We start from the raw sequence: 17,780 nt of genomic DNA, 5'->3' as shown, positions 1-17,780 counted from the left end.
CCTAACAAAATATCTCTATAGGTCAATTTCGCAGTGCAACTAAGTTAATAGTTGGCTATTATGTGTGCCCAATTCCTGGGAACATCACAATGGAGAAATGCCTAAACATGTCACAAAAAGAAATTTGGTATGAAACGTTGCATTCCAATTTCGGTCAATATTTTACAGTTGAAAATGTGCTTTATCATGACAAAACAGAGCACCAAGACCTAATCATTTTCGAAAATACAGAGTTAGGTCGCATTATGGCGCTTGATGGTGTAGTTCAAACCACGGAGCGCGATGAATTTATCTATCATGAAATGATGGCTCATGTGCCATTATTTGCCCACGGTCAAGCTAAAAAGGTTTTAATCATTGGCGGTGGTGATGGTGGAATGCTACGTGAAGTCTGTCGTCATCACTATCTCGACAATATCACAATGGTAGAAATTGATGCTGGTGTAGTTGAGTTTTGCCGCCAATACTTACCAAACCATAATGCAGGGGCTTATGACGACCCTCGTTTCAAACTGGTGATTGATGACGGTGTTAGTTTTGTCAAAACCACGTCTGAAAAATTTGATGTCATCATTTCTGACTGTACCGATCCCGCCGGGCCAGGTGAAGGCCTATTTACCTCTGAATTTTATGAAGGCTGTGCCCGTTGCTTAAACGAAGGCGGTGTTTTTGTAGCCCAAAATGGCGTCTGTTTCCTGCAACAGGATGAAGCCGTCAATAGCCATAAAAAATTGAGTCGTTATTTTGCTGACAGCAGTTTCTATCAGGCTGCCGTTCCGACCTATTATGGTGGGATCATGACATTTGCATGGGCAACCCAAGACTCTGCCTTGCGTCAGGTTCCTTTGATAACACTGCAACAGCGCTTTGAAAGTGCGGCCATAGCCTGCCGTTACTATACACCTGCCATACATGCAGGAAGTTTTGCATTACCACAATACTTACTGAATGCACTGTCTGGAAACCAATAATCCCCCATTAGCCGGGAGGTGAATTAAATTGCTCAAACTGAAATTGCACGGCTTTAATAATCTCACAAAAAGCTTAAGTTTTTGTATTTATGATATCTGTTATGCAAAAACAAACGCCGATCGCGACAGTTATATCGCGTACATTGATGAACAGTATAATGCAACCCGCCTGACTGAGATTCTCAGTGAAACCTGTTCAATCATTGGTGCAAACATTCTTAATATTGCTCGCCAAGATTATGACCCACAAGGAGCGAGCGTTACCATTCTGATTAGTGAAGAACCCATTGACCCTAATTTAGTGGATAATACAGAAAATCCAGGCCCACTTCCTGATTCTGTCGTCGCCCACTTAGACAAAAGCCACATTTGTGTACACACCTACCCAGAAAGCCACCCAGATGGTGGTATATGTACCTTCAGGGCAGATATTGAGGTATCAACTTGTGGTGTAATTTCCCCTCTTAAAGCACTAAATTATCTGATCCATGAATTGGAATCTGACATTGTGACGATGGATTATCGTGTTCGTGGTTTTACCCGGGATGTCAGTGGCGTAAAACTCTACATAGACCATGAAATTAATTCCATTCAGAATTATGTGACAGAAGAGATCCAATCTCAGTACCATATGCTGGATGTAAATATTTTTCAGGAAAACCTTTTCCATACCAAAATGATGTTGAAAGAATTTGATCTGAATGAGTATTTATTCAATACCACAGCAGAAGAATTAAGCGAAATGGAAAAGAAAGAGATCACCCGCTTACTTAAAAAAGAGATACAGGAAATTTATTACGGCAGGAATTTACCTAATCTATAAATATTTGCATTCTATCTAACCTATTTGACTGGCAGCAAATTAATCTGCCAGTCATTAAATTCCATTTCGGTGAGAGTCTCGTTACCCTATTCTGACGGAACACCTAACTCAGCACTCGTTATAATTTCAGCATTATACATATTTTTTAAATAATTAAGGGCGGTATTCTGGTCAACCCCCGGAAAGACGCAAACAGCATCTGACAATACTTTAATATCATAACCTCGGATAAATGCGCCATAAGCGGTATGCTGAACACAACAATGAGTATGTTGCCCTGTCAGGACAACTTCTTTAACACCATATTGCTTTAAAACTTCTTCCAGATCAGTTCCATCAAAAGCGCTATAAAAATGCTTGGGCGAAATAATTTCACGAGCTGCGCCGATAGGGGCTAATTCCGCGACAACTTCAGCGCCCCTCGTTCCTGCCAACGCATGTTCTCCCCAAATATCTATTTCTTGATCACTTGCACAATGAGCATCATTGGCATACACCACCAACCAATCGTTCCGGCTTCTGGCATAGTTGATCGTCCGCTGGATCACGGGAATAATTTTCAGCGCGCTTTCTTCATTGGCGAGAGCACCTGTAACAAAATCATTCAACATGTCGATTACAATAAGAGCTTTCATCTGTAAGACCTTCTTTTACTTTTGCATGTGGAATTTTTCAGAAAAAACCATAATCAAAAAAAATCTTATTTGATAATAGTGTTATATTGTTTTATTTTGTAAAAAAATATTGAATATTTAATTACTTTAAATGAAAAAATCATAACTCCCTAATATACAAAATGATATGATATTCTTACCTCATGCATAATAATACCACAACCAATTTAATCAAATAACTTTACAATGTGAAGTTGGATTTACTTTCAATGATATAAATCAATTTATTTATATAAGTAATAATGTTAATCCATGTCATACATACGATACTAAAATGAAAAGCTGATAATATAGTAATGTAGTCCTATACATAAGGCCACTTAAATACGGTTATAAATATTAAGGAACAGTAATGATTAAAACCTAACAATACATATCTAGTAAAATTTTCCGATACTGATGTTGATGGATTGTGATGGATGTGAAGCCCAACTTGAAGGTAAAGGCATGTGACTATTGAAAGAGTAATTTCGTTTCAGCATAATCCGACCAATAAAGAATCATGGTAAAAATTTAACGCTATCAGATACTGAAAAACAACATATAAAACAAAGTAAATATCTTTAAATATAGTTTAATTTGTTTTTTAAATTTATTTATTTCATTTTGCAAAGCAAAAAAACCAATTAATGTAATTGGAACGATCTTCCACCTACTAACGACCGACTAAATAAAAAGTAATTACTATGTTATGGCGCATATAAAAACAACAGTTAAAATAATAAAAAAAAATCCAAGGTAATATAATTTAGTTGTTTTACAACAAAAATTGTTATCCAATTAACAGTTTTGGTTTAATTATTTGCATGATTTTTATTTTATGAACATTATGATATATAACTAGATTTATAATAAACACCCTACAATAAACAATAAAAATGAAGATAAAAATTGCTCTTATTGATGACCATGTTGTTGTCCGTTCAGGCTTTGCTCAATTATTGACTCTTGAAGATGACATTATAATCGTTGGTCAATACAGCAGTGCCAGTGAAGCATGGTCAGATTTACTAAAAAAAACGATTGATATCGTGATCATGGATATTTCCATGCCCATTGAAAGTGGTTTACAGCTTCTATCACGGTTACGCCCCACATGCCCTAATTTTCGTACTATCATGCTCAGTATTCATGACACTGCGGCTCTGGTACAGAGTGCACTTGATGCAGGTGCACGCGGCTATCTGACAAAATGCTGTGGGCCAGAAGAATTAATCCAAGCTGTACGAACTGTTCATAAAGGAGAAATTTACCTCTGCTCTGACGCATTAAAGGCCCTGCGTCAGAGACCCCAAGAAGTTACCGTATTACAAATACTAACCTCACGGGAAAAAGAAATTTTTAAATTGCTAATCAATGGTGTTAGCGTAAAAGATATAGCTGAACAACTTGAGCTAAGCCCCAAAACAGTACATGTTCATCGTGCTAATATTCTTAGTAAATTGCAGTGCGATTCCACTATTGAGCTTGTTCATTACGCATTACAACATCAAATCATTACGGGTTAGTAAATGAATTGGAAAGCACGTTTCGGTTTACAATCTCTATTTATATTTATTTTCTATTCAATTAGCTGGATTTCACTTTGGATCATTAGTTTTTATTTACATGAGGATGGGCAACAGGCAGTGCTTTTCCTACCACAAGGATTGAGGCTGGTTCTGATGATTCTGTTATGGAGGCGTTATTTACCGCTCCTCATTATCAGTGAAATCAGTATGCTGTCATGGTTAATTAACGAACAGTTAATTACCAACCCAGCTATATTATTTTCTCCAGGGATCAGCCTGATCACGGTCTTAATGATTCAACAAATCTGGAAACGCTATTCTCTTTATTGGCAACAACTTTCCATTCTGTTAATTGGCGTTATTATTAATAGCCTGTTACAAACTTTTTGCCTAAGTTTTTCACCATCATCTAAAGTAAATCTTTTTTTTCTCGCTTCAATCACCGGAGGTGTTCTTTTATCTCCGTTTGTTTATCTGATTTACATCTATTTATATGAGCAAAGTTTAAAAAACAACCATATTACAGACGATTCATTCTATCCACAATTACGATCATCTTTCTTAATGTGGTGTTTTCTATTCAGTTTATTAGGGATCAGTGGGCATTTCTTTTTATCCCCAAAAATTGAAGGACTTTTATCAATTTTAGTCTTTATTCCCAATGTTTTTATGGCTTATCGCTATGGTTGGCAAGGCGGTGTTTTTTCTGCATTATTAGGTAGCTTGATAGTAACTTTTGCTCGTCAATCCAGTGGCTCATTTAGTGAACTCCAAGAATTGGAAATCTTTTTGACTACCCAGGCTTTATTAGGTATTGGGCTTGGTATAGCTATCAGTCGGCAGCAACAGCTAGCAAGTAACCTAAGTCATTATCGTGCACGATTGGAAAAAGAATTAGTTGCACGTTATACCTTAATGCAAAACCTAGTACACATTGAAGAAGAGATCCGCAAAAATATTGCCAGAGAATTACATGATGAAATTGGACAAAATATCACTGCGATTCAAATCCAATCTACCTTGGTAAAACGTACAGCAAACTCACCACTGGTAATAAAAGCAGCAGAGCAGATCAAATATCTATCCCAACAAATTCATCAATCTACTCGTCAACTACTACGCGAACTACGCCCACCAGCCTTAGATGAAATGTCATTCGAACAGGCCATTCGTCACTTGGTAAATGAATTCGCTTTCGAGGAACAAAACATTATTTGCCAGTTTGATTATCGACTTCCACAAGAGCCGAAGAATAGCACCATCACCTTAACTCTTTATCGGCTTATTCAAGAATTACTGAACAATATCAGTAAACATGCCAACGCTAATACCATTACGATCATCTTAAAACAGAAAGAAAATTTAATTCAGCTCCAAGTCAGTGATAATGGAGTTGGCATCATAGATGATAAGAAAAATACAGGGTTTGGTTTGAAGGGTATTGAAGAACGAGTTCGTGTCCTTGGTGGTAACTGGAGCTTAAATACTCAACTAGGAACTCATGTTGTTGTTAATTTACCTATAAATTCTGATGAGAATATTAAATCATCAGAAATCATTTCTGACGTACTAAAACTATAGCTTCTAAGGCTTTTATGGAGATTTATTATGCAAACCAATAGCAATGAGCAGATTTCACAAAATTATCGCTATTGGAGAAGCCATCTGTTGATATCAATGATTGTGGGTTATGCCGCATTTCAATTAACACGTAAGAGCTTGAATATTGCTATGCCTGAAATGCAGATAGAATTGATGCTAAATAAAGATGATATTGGCTGGATAGCCAGTCTCTTTTATCTTGCTTATGGCTGTTCAAAATTTGTATCAGGAATTTTCCATGACCATACTGGATATAGCTGGTTTATGGGAGCTGGATTATTAGTAACTGGAATACTCAATATCATTTTCACCTTTTGCTCATCACTAACCGCTTTGTTGATTGTCTGGACACTAAATGGCTTTTTTCAGGGATGGGGATGGCCTCCCTGTGCACGACTATTAACTCACTGGTATTCCCGTAATGAACGAGGTTTCTGGTGGGGATGCTGGAATATTTCTATAAATATAAGTGGAATTCTTCTAACACTACTATCCGCACTGTTAACAACAACCTATAGCTGGCGAGCTGCTCTACTGATCCCTGGAGTTATTAGCATTATATTGGGAATCTGGTTATGCCAAAAACTACCAGGCATTCCACAACAACACGGTTTACCTAGCATCGGACATTGGCGGCAAGATGCAATGGAGCTAAGACAAGAACACTCATCTCCACCAATGTCAATGATGAAAATCCTACAAGAAACAATTTTGTTCAATCGTACCATTTGGATCCTTGGATGTTCCTATATATTGGTGTATTTCATTAGGATCGCAATACATGACTGGGGTAATCTTTGGTTATCAGAAAAACATGGAGCCAACTTATTCAGCACTAATGTTACCCTTTCACTATTTGAGCTAGGTGGTTTGTTAGGTGCACTTTGTTCAGGATGGGGATCTGACATATTCTTTCGTAGCCGACGAACTCCAATGATTCTGCTATTTTCTATCGGACTGTTTTTTTCAGTAACCGCTCTTTGGTTAGTTCCTATACAACACTATATTTTATTGTCCACTTGTATTTTCAGTATCGGTTTTTTTGTTTTCGGCCCGCAAATGCTAATTGGATTAGCCGCAACGGAATACTGTCATAAGAAAGCTGCCGGTACAGTCACTGGGTATTTGGGTCTATATGCCTACCTTAGCGCAGCTATCGCAGGATGGCCGCTAAGTCAAATAATTAACAACTACGACTGGTCTGGTATGTTTGCTTTGCTCACGTTAGCTGCTGCACTGATGGGATTATTACTAATGCCACTATTAATCGCAGATATTAACAAACACAGTAAAAAAACCTAACAAAATAGTCATATTTAATTCCAAAAGATCACCGATAGGTTTACTGAATCTATCACATTAGAGTGTAGGCAGCCCGATTCTACATACACTACGGCTGTTTCCGCTCTAGATATGTTTTATACTTCACAAAATGTCACTCGTATTCTACAATTTCCCTAATGAATTGAATGTTAATAAAAAGTCATAGCAATGATAAATAGAAGTGTTTTATATTTTCATTCAAACTTATTTTCTTCACAGAAAAATAAATATGCTAGAATATATTTTATACTGCAAAACAATGCCTGTTCATTAAACACTCTATTGTTGATTTTCACATTCGACATCAGTTGTTATAAAAATCCGGATATTAATACTACTTATGAGGTAATTATCATGTGGTAAGTATTATAAAGTAAATAATATGGAGTGCTTTGAAAAGAGATAAGACATGAAATTATCTCACTGGCCCATAATAGTTGGAAAATTTATTCTTTTATAAGTCAACATTCGACCAAATAGTTAAATAAAAAATTAATATTCTAAAAACAAAGTTAAAAGTAATTATTTAACATTAGACGCTTAACAAAAATAATAACACCTCATTAATTAAACTTTATAAAAACAAATAAAACCAACAAGTTTTGCTTCCTATTTAACATAGTCCAATACTCTGTAAAATAAAAAGAATTCAATAGAAATTATTGATTTTGTTATCTGGTTTGCAAATTTACTCTATTAATTTGCATAAAAAATTTAACCTTATCATGATGTCCAAAGAATGAATCGGCAGGACTCTATTTTAAAATTAATAATAAGAGTTTCGTTTATTAATATTCATCTTAACCCACCCAAAGTAGAAATTCTGAAAGTAAGGACATCATTAATGAAACTCAATTATATCGCCGCATTAATCACTCTGGGGCTAACAGCAGCTACTATAACCAGCAATACCCAAGCAGCAGGCAGACTGATTGTTTATTGCAGCGGTACTAATGCCCTATGTGAAACAGAAACGCGTGCTTTTGGCGAAAAATACAATATCAAAACTACATTTATTCGTAATAACACAGGTAGTACATTAGCTAAAATAGAAGCAGAAAAACGCAACCCACAAGCAGATGTATGGTATGGCGGTACACTTGATCCCCATTCCCAAGCCGGTGAATTGGATCTCCTGCAACCTTATCAATCACCGAACTTATCTCAAATCATGCCTCAGTTCCGCGATCCGGCAAAACGCAAAGGAAATTATTCTTCTGCCGTCTATATGGGAATTCTGGGTTTTGGTGTGAATACAGTACGTTTGAAAGAAAAAAATCTCCCCGTCCCGACATGCTGGAAAGATCTGACTAAACCAGAATATAAAGGTGAAATTCAAATTGCCGATCCACAAAGTTCCGGCACTTCCTATACCGCATTGGCAACTTTTATCCAATTGTGGGGTGAGAATGAAGCTTTTGATTATCTGAAAAAACTTAACAGTAATATTTCCCAATACACCAAATCCGGCATTGCTCCTGCACGTAATACCGCACGTGGTGAAACAGCCATTGGAATTGGCTTCCTGCATGATTATTCACTGGAAGTCGAAAATGGTGCACCAATGAAATTGATTTCCCCCTGTGAAGGCACTGGCTATGAAATCGGTGGTGTCAGCATTATCAAAAATGCCCGCAATATGGATAACGCCAAGTTGTTTGTTGATTGGGTACTGTCCAAAGAAGCTCAAGAGCTAAGTTGGAAGCAAGGGAAATCCTACCAGATCCTCACCAATACCACGGCAGAATCCTCCCCCATTACACTGAATCCTACTGAATTGAATCTTATCAATTATGACATGGATAAATATGGTTCCAATGACATGCGTAAGCAACTGATCAATAAGTGGCTCACAGAAGTTAAAATGGGAAAATAACGTTTTAAATCAAAATAATACCTATTCAGGCAGTGAGCCATAGACATCTATTCGCTGCTTGATCATGTGATTTACGTACTCTCTTCGTGAAATTTTATTGGGGGAATTATGTCTCATACCCTTACCTTGCAGAAAAAGCAGGGGCGGGATTCTGTTTTCTGGTGGGTTATATTGGCATGGTTGTCATTTGCTCTGCTGCCATCATGGAGTCTGGATTACGGCCTTTTTGATTCAACACAAGAAGAAATTCTGGCAGCTTATGGCTGGAACGATTTTAATATCAGCATATTATGGTTTTTGCTGCCATCAGTATTGCTATTGCGTCCACGGCTTCCCGCCGATCGCAACTCTCGTCAACGTCACTATTTTGACGCGGGATATGCCCTGCTATGCACACTGTTCATTATCACCAGTGCTACATTAGCCGGACGCGGGTTAGGTTACTCCTCCATCGCTTTGTTTATCGCATTGGGAGCAATTATTACCTTGGCTCTCGCACGCTTGGAATGGCTTGGCGGTGACAATTTCGTCATTGGTTCTCTGGTAGCAATCATTGCGTTGATTGGGGTATTTATTCTTTTCCCCAGTATCGCCATCTTTATTCCCATGTTTACGGATGAGTCCGGTCATTTCGCACCCTTCGCGTTTTTATCGATACTCGGACAATCCCATATACTGAAAATTATTGTCAATTCTGTGCTGCTCTCTGTTGCAGTCGGTTTTGGCTGTACATTCTTTGGATTGGTGCTGGCGATTTACACCGCCAGAATCGCCAAACGTTCCGCCATCATTGGGCGGGTGTTCTCCATTTTGCCAATCGTAACACCGCCATTTGTTGTCGGATTGGGTGTCACTCTAATGATGGGACGCTCCGGTTATATCACAGAGTTTCTGTCTACATGGTTTGGTTTAACTAACACAAACTGGTTATATGGTTTCACGGGGATTTGGATTGCCCAGGTGTTGGCGTTTACACCAATGGCGTTCATGATTTTGGATGGTGCCATCAAGACAATTCATCCTTCTTTGGAAGAAGCGGCCTATACCCTGAGAGCCAATCGCTATCAAACTTTCTTCCATGTTTTTATACCGTTACTCAAACCGGCTCTTGCCAATGCTTTCCTGATCGTCATTGTTCAATCTCTGGCTGATTTCAGTAATCCTCTGGTATTGGGCGGTAACTTTGACGTACTGGCTACCCAAATTTACTTCTATATCACAGGCTCACAGCTTGATTATCAAGCCGCCAGCACACTGGGCGCATCACTGTTGGTTTTCTCACTTCTGGTCTTCTGTGTTCAATATCTCTGGATTGGCAAACGTTCTTATGTCACGGTTTCCGGTAAATCTTACCGTGGCGATGTGCAGCCTTTGCCCGTTTCACTGGTGTGGGGTGTTTGCTCCCTGCTATTTGTCTGGGTGGTATTCAATATCCTGCTCTATGGCAGTATTTTCTACGGCAGTTTTACCGTCAACTGGGGCGTGGATTACTCTCTGACTCTGGATAATTTCATCAAGCTATTTGGTCAAGGAATGAGTGATGGCGCATGGCCTTCGTTGTTAGATACGCTGCTATATGCTGGCATTGCCGCTCCAATTACTGCCGTTTTCGGGCTATTAATTGCCTATATCGTGGTGCGCCAGCAATTCCGGGGCAAGAAAGTCATTGAATTCACTACGATGCTCTGTTTTGCAGTTCCCGGTACGGTAGCGGGAATTTCTTATCTTCTGGCTTTTAATAATGCACCATTCTATATCACAGGTACGGCATTCATTATCATCATCTCCATGACAATGCGAAATGTACCTGTGGGTATTCGAGCCGGTATTGCAGGGCTTGGTCAGATTGATAAATCGCTGGATGAAGCCTCTCTCAGCCTGCGGGCGGGTTCGATGAGAACAATATTGCATATTCTGCTGCCACTCTTACGTCCTGCTATCTTATCTGCATTGGTTTATAGCTTTGTGCGCGCCATAACCACGGTTAGTGCCATTGTATTTTTGGTGACCCCTGATACGCGTGTAGCAACAGCTTATATCCTGAATCGTGTTGAAGATGGCGAGTATGGTCTGGCTATCGCATATGGCTCCATTCTGATTGTGGTCATGCTGGCGGTAATTTTCCTATTTGACTATTTAGTTGGCGAAGCGCGTATTTCCCGCTCAAAAGCTAAAAATACCCAGTAATCATGGAGTGACGATATGACACTGCGACATTTTGTCGAATTAAAAAATGTGACCAAACGGTTCGGTAACAACACAGTAATCGACTCGCTGGATTTATCCATCCCACAAGGGCATATGGTCACTTTATTGGGGCCATCAGGATGCGGTAAGACGACGGTACTCAGGCTGGTGGCAGGGTTGGAAAAACCGACCTCAGGCAACATTTTCATTGATGGAGAGGATGTTACTGATCGCTCTATCCAGCAACGGGATATTTGCATGGTATTTCAGTCTTATGCCCTTTTTCCGCATATGTCGTTGGGGGAAAACATTGGTTATGGATTAAAAATGCTGGGGCGACCAAAAGCAGAGATCCGTGAACGTGTCAGAGAGGCATTGGAACTGGTAGATTTGAGTGGTTTTGAAGATCGCTATGTTGATCAGATTTCTGGGGGACAACAACAGCGTGTTGCTTTAGCTCGCGCCCTCATCCTCAAACCTAAAGTTCTGCTGTTTGATGAACCCTTAAGTAACCTTGACGCTAACCTGCGCCGCAATATGCGTGAAAAAATTCGTGAATTACAACAACAGTTCAATATCACTTCTCTCTATGTCACACATGATCAGAGTGAAGCCTTTGCTGTATCTGATACTGTCTTGGTCATGAACAAAGGAAAGATCATGCAGATGGATTCACCACAAACTTTATATTGCCAACCTGCATCAAAATTTATGGCGAGCTTTATGGGAGATGCCAATATTTTCTCTGCCACACAAGATGCAGATTATGTGGAGATTTTCCAATACCGGATACCACGCCCGGCTAATTTCACGACAACACAGGCATCCATTACTGTTGGCGTTCGCCCGGAGGCGATTACCCTTCGCCAACAAGGGAATGAAAGTCAACGTTGCCAAATCAACCATGTTGCCTATATGGGAGCACAATATGAAGTGACCGTTGACTGGCATGGACAAACATTATTGTTGCAGGTCAATGCCTCTCAACTACAACCGAAAGTTGGTGAAAATTATTATCTGGAAATTCATCCTGTTGGAATGTTTATTTTAGAAGAGTAACTACAAGCAAAATGTGTGTTCGGTAAGAGTCAAAATCCGTCACACAAAGCGCCTGCGGTCATCACCGCAGGCGCTTTTTTATCCGGCCAAATTCTTCACAAAACCATAGAGATAAATCACCTATTCTGCCTATCAACTCACCAATAAACCCTGTAAAATCTTCTACACTTTCTGGGTATGTCACACCACAAAAAGTCCATTCATTTCACTTCTAATAAATAGGTTTTACAATGCATCAGTCTGATGTTGTTGATCGTTCGCTTTTCTCATTAAGCTGGCCGATTTTCATTGATATCTTTCTGCATATGGCGACGTTATTAATTAATACGTACATGGTCAGCCATATTTCTTCTTCTTATCTCGCCGCGATGGGAGTGGGTAATCATGTTTTTGATCTCTTCATTACGATTTTCAATTTCATTAGTGTAGGTTGCAGTGTTGTCATCGCACAATATCTGGGATCAGGGAAGCGTGATAAAGCCAGTCAAGCGATTCATATCTCTATTGCATTTAATTTTTTGCTGGGTTTCAGTTGTGCGCTGATCACGATTTTCTTCGGTTATAAGATCCTGCATATCATGAATCTGCCCGAAAATCTGATGGAGGATGGGTTTGCTTATCTGCATGTTCTTGGTATCTGTCTGATACCTGAAGCTATTTCGATTATTTTGGCTGCCTGTTTGCGGGTTTATGGTAAAGCGAAAACGGCGATGTATGTCACGCTGATTGCCAACTTGCTGACGGTTGTCGGCAATATGATCGTTCTGTATGGGTTCTTCGGGCTGCCTCAATATGGGCTGGAAGGCGTGGCGTGGTCTACCGTATTTGGTCGTACTGTTGCCGTTATTTTACTCTGCGGATTACTGTTCTGTGGCTTGAGAATTAAATTTGAGCCTAAGTTGCTCGTACATTGGTCTAAGAATATGTTGAGCAAAATCCTGCATATCGGCTTACCCGCCGCCGGTGAAAATCTGGTCTGGATCCTGCAATATATGACCGCACAAGCGTTTATCGGCCTGATGGGGGAAACTTCTCTGGCTGCACAGACGCTTTATTTCCAGTTGTCTCTGTTCATTATGTTGTTCGGTATCTCCACCAGCATTGGTAATGAGATTATGGTTGGTCACCTTGTTGGCGCAAAACGCTTCGAGGATGCCTATATTCGCGGTATCAAGAGCCTGAAAATCGGCGTTATCGTCACAATCGGCGTCGTATTGGCCTTCTGGATTTTCCGGGAGCCGCTCCTTGAGCTTATGACGGAAGATAAGAAGATTATCGAGCTTCTGCTGCCGCTATTCCTGCTCTCCGTCTTTTTGGAGCCGGGACGTACCTTCAACATTGTGATGGTCAATGCCCTGCGCGCTTCCGGTGATGCCCGTTTTCCACTCTGTACCGCAATAATTTTCATGTGGGGCATCTCCATTCCTGTCGGTTATTTTCTGGGAATAACGATGGGGATGGGAATTCTGGGAATTTGGATAGGGTTCTTCTGCGATGAATGGATCCGTGGGTTAGTTAACGCATGGCGCTGGAAGTCTAAAAAATGGCAGACCAAGCGATTGGATATCTGATTTAAATATAAAATGCCGCATAGCGTTGCGGCATTTTTATTTCAAAACTTATAACTTTTCTTTACCATAGAATTCAGAGCGTGGGCCATACAGCAAATGACCATTTCCACCTGCACTTAACAGGCGATTAGTGGTAATGCCTGCAATATCATAGCCTCTGTCCGTAATGGTATTCGCGATCTGAGAAATAACAGCCGATACCAACATACCAACCAGACCACCACTAGAATAATTATCATTTTCTGTGGAAGATGCCGTCGCAATACCATTCCACAGCTGTTTACCCGTACGCAAATCCACTAAACGGGCTGTTGCACTAACACGAGTATCACTGTTAATAATTTGGTATTGCGTGCCGTACTGTGTGATATTCAGGTAAAGAGCGGAATCCGCACCAAAAATGTCATACAGTTTTTTATAACTGAGATTATGGATATCCTGTGCTTCTGTCACGCCATTTTGACGGAAGGTTTCTTCAACCACAGCAACGGGATAAACATAATAACCGGATTCTGCCAGCGGATAAGTCACTTGAGACAGCAAACTGCCGGAAGCCTGTACTTCCACCGATTTATTGACCGCAGGCAGTACCAGAATAGATTTAGGTTTACTTTCCCTCAGTGCTGAATAGTCATACGGTTTATGTTGGACACATCCTGACAGAACCAGCAATAATAAGGCACCCATTGCCCCCAGAAAACGGTTCATTATTTCACTCCCTTATTCTTGCTTAACAGAAAATCCATGTAAGGCGCTGATTCAGGAAATAAATTTTTCTCTATTTCAAACTGCTGGAAAGCATCTTCGATATTACCAACCTTGCTGTAAAGCAGTCCCATTTGTGCATGCAAACCAGGCGGAACCGGTTTATCTTTAGCTTTGGCCTGTTCAATCACTTTTTGCAATGCCTGAAGCTGCTCTTGTGGCCCGGTTTTATCCTGCTGGTAATACTGATAAAGCGTTTGCTGATAATCACCCCATACGTACATGGTTTTCGGTGCTTTTGCACATCCCACCAATAGCAGTACGCCTAACAACATCCCCGTCTTTTTCATCAAAAACATACAGCTCTCTTTCTTGTATAAACTTTCCGAAATACACTTACCTAAGTAAATTAGATAGTTGGCTTCCATGCCCCGCTTTCAATGCCAGCTACCAGATCATTGATCGCCTCGCGGATTGCCAAATCCAACACCTTGCCATTCAGGGTAGAGTCATAGCTGGAAGTACCGCCAAATCCAATGATTTCACGACTGGAAAGTTTATATTCCCCTGCTCCGGCAAAAGAAAAAACAACTTCGGCGGTTTCAACATTCACAACATTCAGCATCACTTTTGCGTAAGCAACTTGTGATTTACCACGGCCTAAAATGCCCCATAATTGATGATCACCGACTTCTTTGCGGCCAAATTCAGTCACGGAACCCGTAATAATATAATTAGCCCCTTTCAGTTTCTGAGCCTTGCCCTGCAAACCGGCTTCAGCTTTCAATTCAGCCAGATTGGTACGTTCCAACACGTTAAAACGGCCGGTTTGCTGTAGGTGAGTCACAAGAATTGTTTTTGACTGATTTCCTAAACGATCAATGCCGTCAGAAAAAATGCCATTTTGATAGCTTGAACGGTTTTCGAATTTCCCGACAGCGATTGGGCTGCGAATGCCTGCATAAGTAGTCTTATAAGAAGTGACTTTTTGTACCGGCAGTGTTGATGAAGATTCTGTCGCACAACCAGCCAACATAAGAGAAGCCAGACAAAGCGAGGCTAATGTGAGTTTGCTTTTCATTATTATGTCTTCCTGAATGAATGTTTAAATAAAAGTGCCCGATTTTTTGTACAGGCGGATGCTGCTAACATCAGTCCCACTAACACCAATGCTACTAACATCAAACGAAATAATAATAAATATTGTTATAGGAAAAGTCTATTTAATTCAAAAGTCAGGAGAGCAAACCATTCACTAACCTAATGTTTTATAATGATTAAAAATCACAAATTCAGTAAGACTCATTCAGGAGGGAATTAGTTCCCCAGTATTAATGTCAATCTTTTATTGATGAGTTAAATTCAATCGCTTTTATTATATAAAATCCACTAAAGGAAATAATATTATAATCCACCGGATTATTATTGATAAACTAAGGAATTAAGATAGCTATATTACTTATAGTGATACAGTCAGTCTATTTTATTATCTGAATCAAACAAAATCACCTTTGATATTCAATGAAAAATTATACTTTAAATAAAAATAAATTTTAACTCTCTTGGATATATCTGTTTAACCATAATAAACGAAAGCCTATTAACGTCGGATAAGGTGCTATTTCCAATCCATGTACCCAGATAAAGTTCATATACTGAACAATTTCACCAGTAAAAAACTCTAGATTAATATGCTGAACTACATCATAATATTAACAATAAAAAGGATTTAATACTAACAAGGTGTTTTGAACAAAAATAAGCGTGATAAAGTACACAATTTTTCCCTCTGGTTGTTTCAATTGTTAATATCACAAATACTCATAAGACCTTCTTACTTAAATTCAATTACTTTATTTATCAAGATGATACAAGAAAACCAGTTTTCTTTTTTGCACAATCTCCCTTTGCGGTTTTTCATTGAAAACAATAAGTAGCCATTTCTTCTTTATGAAGAAGTTGTTCTCTCTGAAATCGTATCAGATGGAGTGTTTAGGGAAATTTTTTCTCTTTGAAATCATTTACTATCAGCACACGACAATAACGTCACTAAAAGAGTGGTTAATCGTGTTTACGTGATGTATTTCCCCTTGTGCCTGTTCTATGCCCATTAAAATACCAAAGATGTAAGCGAGTGCTATTATGAAAACAGCAGCAAAAAACAATGATGTCACGCCCCACTTATCTCCGGCAGCCAAGTGCGCCAACATGACAGAAGATGAATGGAAAAAGGCGATAAAATTCGATAATACCGATACCGGTTGGGTTATCATGAGTATTGGTATGGCTATCGGAGCGGGCATTGTTTTTCTGCCTGTCCAGGTCGGATTAATGGGGTTGTGGGTTTTCCTGCTTTCTTCCATTATTGGCTATCCTGCCATGTATCTTTTTCAGCGACTTTTTATCAACACGCTTGCTGAATCACCAGAATGCAAAGATTATCCCAGTGTCATCAGTGGTTATCTTGGTAAAAACTGGGGCATTTTATTGGGAGTGCTCTATTTTATTATGCTGGTGATCTGGATGTTTGTTTATTCCACCGCCATAACCAATGACAGCGCTTCTTATCTACAAACCTTTGGCATTACTGATGAGTTAATGTCGGAAAATCCATTTTATGGGCTGGTGTTAATCTGCCTGCTGGTCGCTATTTCATCCCGTGGTGAACGATTACTGTTCAAGATATCCAGCCTGATGGTGATGACAAAATTATTTGTCGTTGCCGCACTGGGGCTTTCCATGATAGGCATGTGGCATTTATACAATATCGGGGCATTACCTCCTCTCGGTTTATTAATCAAAAAAGCCATTATTACGTTGCCTTTTACGCTCACTTCTATCTTGTTCATTCAAACACTAAGCCCGATGATCATCTCTTATCGTAACCGGGAACAAAAACGTGAAGTTGCCCGCCACAAGGCATTGAGAGCCATGAACATTGCTTTTGGCATCCTGTTTTGTACCGTATTTTTCTATGCCGTCTCTTTTACGCTGGCAATGGGACACGATGAAGCTATCAAAGCCTATGAGCAGAATATTTCTGCACTAGCGGTTGCCGCTCAGTTCTTTCCCGGCGGTTGGGTCATTGTCGTCAGTGTCATGCTCAATATCTTCGCTGTGATGACTGCCTTTTTTGGTGTTTATCTCGGATTCCGCGAAGCCAGTCAGGGGATTGCCATGAATATTCTTAGCCGCCTGATGCCTGTCGAAAATATCAATGAAAAATGGGTTCAAAATGGCATTATGGTTTTTGCCATTTTATTGGCATGGAGCGCCATCATCCTGAATGCGCCGGTATTGAGCTTCACTTCCATCTGTAGCCCAATCTTTGGCATCGTTGGTTGTTTAATCCCCGCCTATCTGGTCTATAAAGTTCCCGGCCTGCACCACTATAAAGGAGCATCGCTCATTTTGATCATCTTTACCGGGGTCTTGTTATGCGTTTCTCCTTTTCTGGCCTTTTCCTGACATGGAAAAA

At 39.7% G+C, this 17,780-nt stretch carries 14 protein-coding genes; 10 read left to right on the top strand and 4 right to left on the bottom strand.

The window, feature by feature from the left end; all coding sequences use genetic code 11:
* Positions 1–107 precede the first annotated feature (107 nt).
* The gene (gene speE, locus AB204_RS06680; RefSeq protein WP_047962602.1) at positions 108–971 is read left to right on the top strand and encodes a polyamine aminopropyltransferase; all 864 of its coding nucleotides are present in this window, start codon (positions 108–110) and stop codon (positions 969–971) included.
* Between the two features lie 22 nt (positions 972–993).
* Positions 994–1,794, top strand: a complete 801-nt coding sequence (gene speD / locus AB204_RS06675; protein ID WP_200898208.1) for an adenosylmethionine decarboxylase — start codon at positions 994–996, stop codon at positions 1,792–1,794.
* Between the two features lie 86 nt (positions 1,795–1,880).
* Here the strand turns inward: speD and AB204_RS06670 are convergent, their stop codons facing one another.
* Positions 1,881–2,429: a cysteine hydrolase family protein gene (locus tag AB204_RS06670; protein WP_072061402.1), complete on the bottom strand. Its 549-nt coding sequence runs from the start codon at positions 2,427–2,429 to the stop codon at positions 1,881–1,883.
* 917 nt (positions 2,430–3,346) lie between these two features.
* Here AB204_RS06670 and AB204_RS06665 point away from each other — a divergent pair.
* The 7 genes from AB204_RS06665 to AB204_RS06635 all read left to right on the top strand — a co-directional run bounded on the left by AB204_RS06665 (position 3,347) and on the right by AB204_RS06635 (position 13,597).
* Positions 3,347–3,976 carry a response regulator transcription factor gene (locus tag AB204_RS06665; RefSeq protein ID WP_047962600.1) on the top strand — a complete coding sequence of 210 codons (630 nt, stop codon included), beginning with the start codon at positions 3,347–3,349 and terminating at the stop codon, positions 3,974–3,976.
* A 3-nt stretch (positions 3,977–3,979) separates the two neighbouring features.
* A complete protein-coding gene (locus AB204_RS06660) occupies positions 3,980–5,560 on the top strand; it encodes an MASE1 domain-containing sensor histidine kinase (RefSeq protein WP_047962599.1) in 1,581 nt (526 codons plus the stop codon).
* Positions 5,561–5,587: 27 nt separating this feature from the next.
* Positions 5,588–6,883, top strand: a complete 1,296-nt coding sequence (gene uhpC, locus AB204_RS06655; protein WP_047962598.1) for an MFS transporter family glucose-6-phosphate receptor UhpC — start codon at positions 5,588–5,590, stop codon at positions 6,881–6,883.
* Between the two features lie 865 nt (positions 6,884–7,748).
* The gene (locus AB204_RS06650) at positions 7,749–8,780 is read left to right on the top strand and encodes an ABC transporter substrate-binding protein (RefSeq protein WP_047962597.1); all 1,032 of its coding nucleotides are present in this window, start codon (positions 7,749–7,751) and stop codon (positions 8,778–8,780) included.
* A gap of 108 nt (positions 8,781–8,888) precedes the next feature.
* On the top strand, positions 8,889–10,967 hold the full coding sequence (locus AB204_RS06645) for an ABC transporter permease (RefSeq protein WP_047962596.1): 2,079 nt from the start codon (positions 8,889–8,891) through the stop codon (positions 10,965–10,967).
* 15 nt (positions 10,968–10,982) lie between these two features.
* Entirely contained in the window at positions 10,983–12,026 is a 1,044-nt protein-coding gene (fbpC, locus tag AB204_RS06640; protein ID WP_047962595.1) for a ferric ABC transporter ATP-binding protein, read from the top strand.
* 230 nt (positions 12,027–12,256) lie between these two features.
* A complete protein-coding gene (locus AB204_RS06635; protein ID WP_047962594.1) occupies positions 12,257–13,597 on the top strand; it encodes an MATE family efflux transporter in 1,341 nt (446 codons plus the stop codon).
* A gap of 48 nt (positions 13,598–13,645) precedes the next feature.
* On the opposite strand, the gene AB204_RS06630 is transcribed toward AB204_RS06635, so the two are convergent.
* The 3 genes from AB204_RS06630 to AB204_RS06620 are packed head-to-tail and all read right to left on the bottom strand — an operon-like array spanning position 13,646 to position 15,383.
* On the bottom strand, positions 13,646–14,305 hold the full coding sequence (locus tag AB204_RS06630) for a DUF799 domain-containing protein (RefSeq protein WP_047962593.1): 660 nt from the start codon (positions 14,303–14,305) through the stop codon (positions 13,646–13,648).
* On the bottom strand, positions 14,305–14,661 hold the full coding sequence (locus tag AB204_RS06625; RefSeq protein ID WP_047962592.1) for a DUF4810 domain-containing protein: 357 nt from the start codon (positions 14,659–14,661) through the stop codon (positions 14,305–14,307). The genes AB204_RS06630 and AB204_RS06625 overlap by 1 nt, the downstream gene beginning before the upstream one ends.
* A gap of 50 nt (positions 14,662–14,711) precedes the next feature.
* A complete protein-coding gene (locus AB204_RS06620) occupies positions 14,712–15,383 on the bottom strand; it encodes a CsgG/HfaB family protein (RefSeq protein WP_047962591.1) in 672 nt (223 codons plus the stop codon).
* Between the two features lie 1,061 nt (positions 15,384–16,444).
* On the opposite strand from AB204_RS06620, the gene AB204_RS06615 reads away from it, so the two are divergent.
* Complete coding sequence (locus AB204_RS06615) at positions 16,445–17,770, top strand: SLC5/6 family protein (RefSeq protein ID WP_047962590.1); 1,326 nt, start codon at positions 16,445–16,447, stop codon at positions 17,768–17,770.
* Positions 17,771–17,780 lie beyond the last annotated feature (10 nt).

The sequence above is a fragment of the Xenorhabdus khoisanae genome, assembly GCF_001037465.1.
GTDB classification, from domain to species: Bacteria; Pseudomonadota; Gammaproteobacteria; order Enterobacterales; family Enterobacteriaceae; genus Xenorhabdus; species Xenorhabdus khoisanae.
Note: the sequence above shows the minus strand (reverse complement) of the source record. Positions and strands in the feature narration are given on the sequence as shown.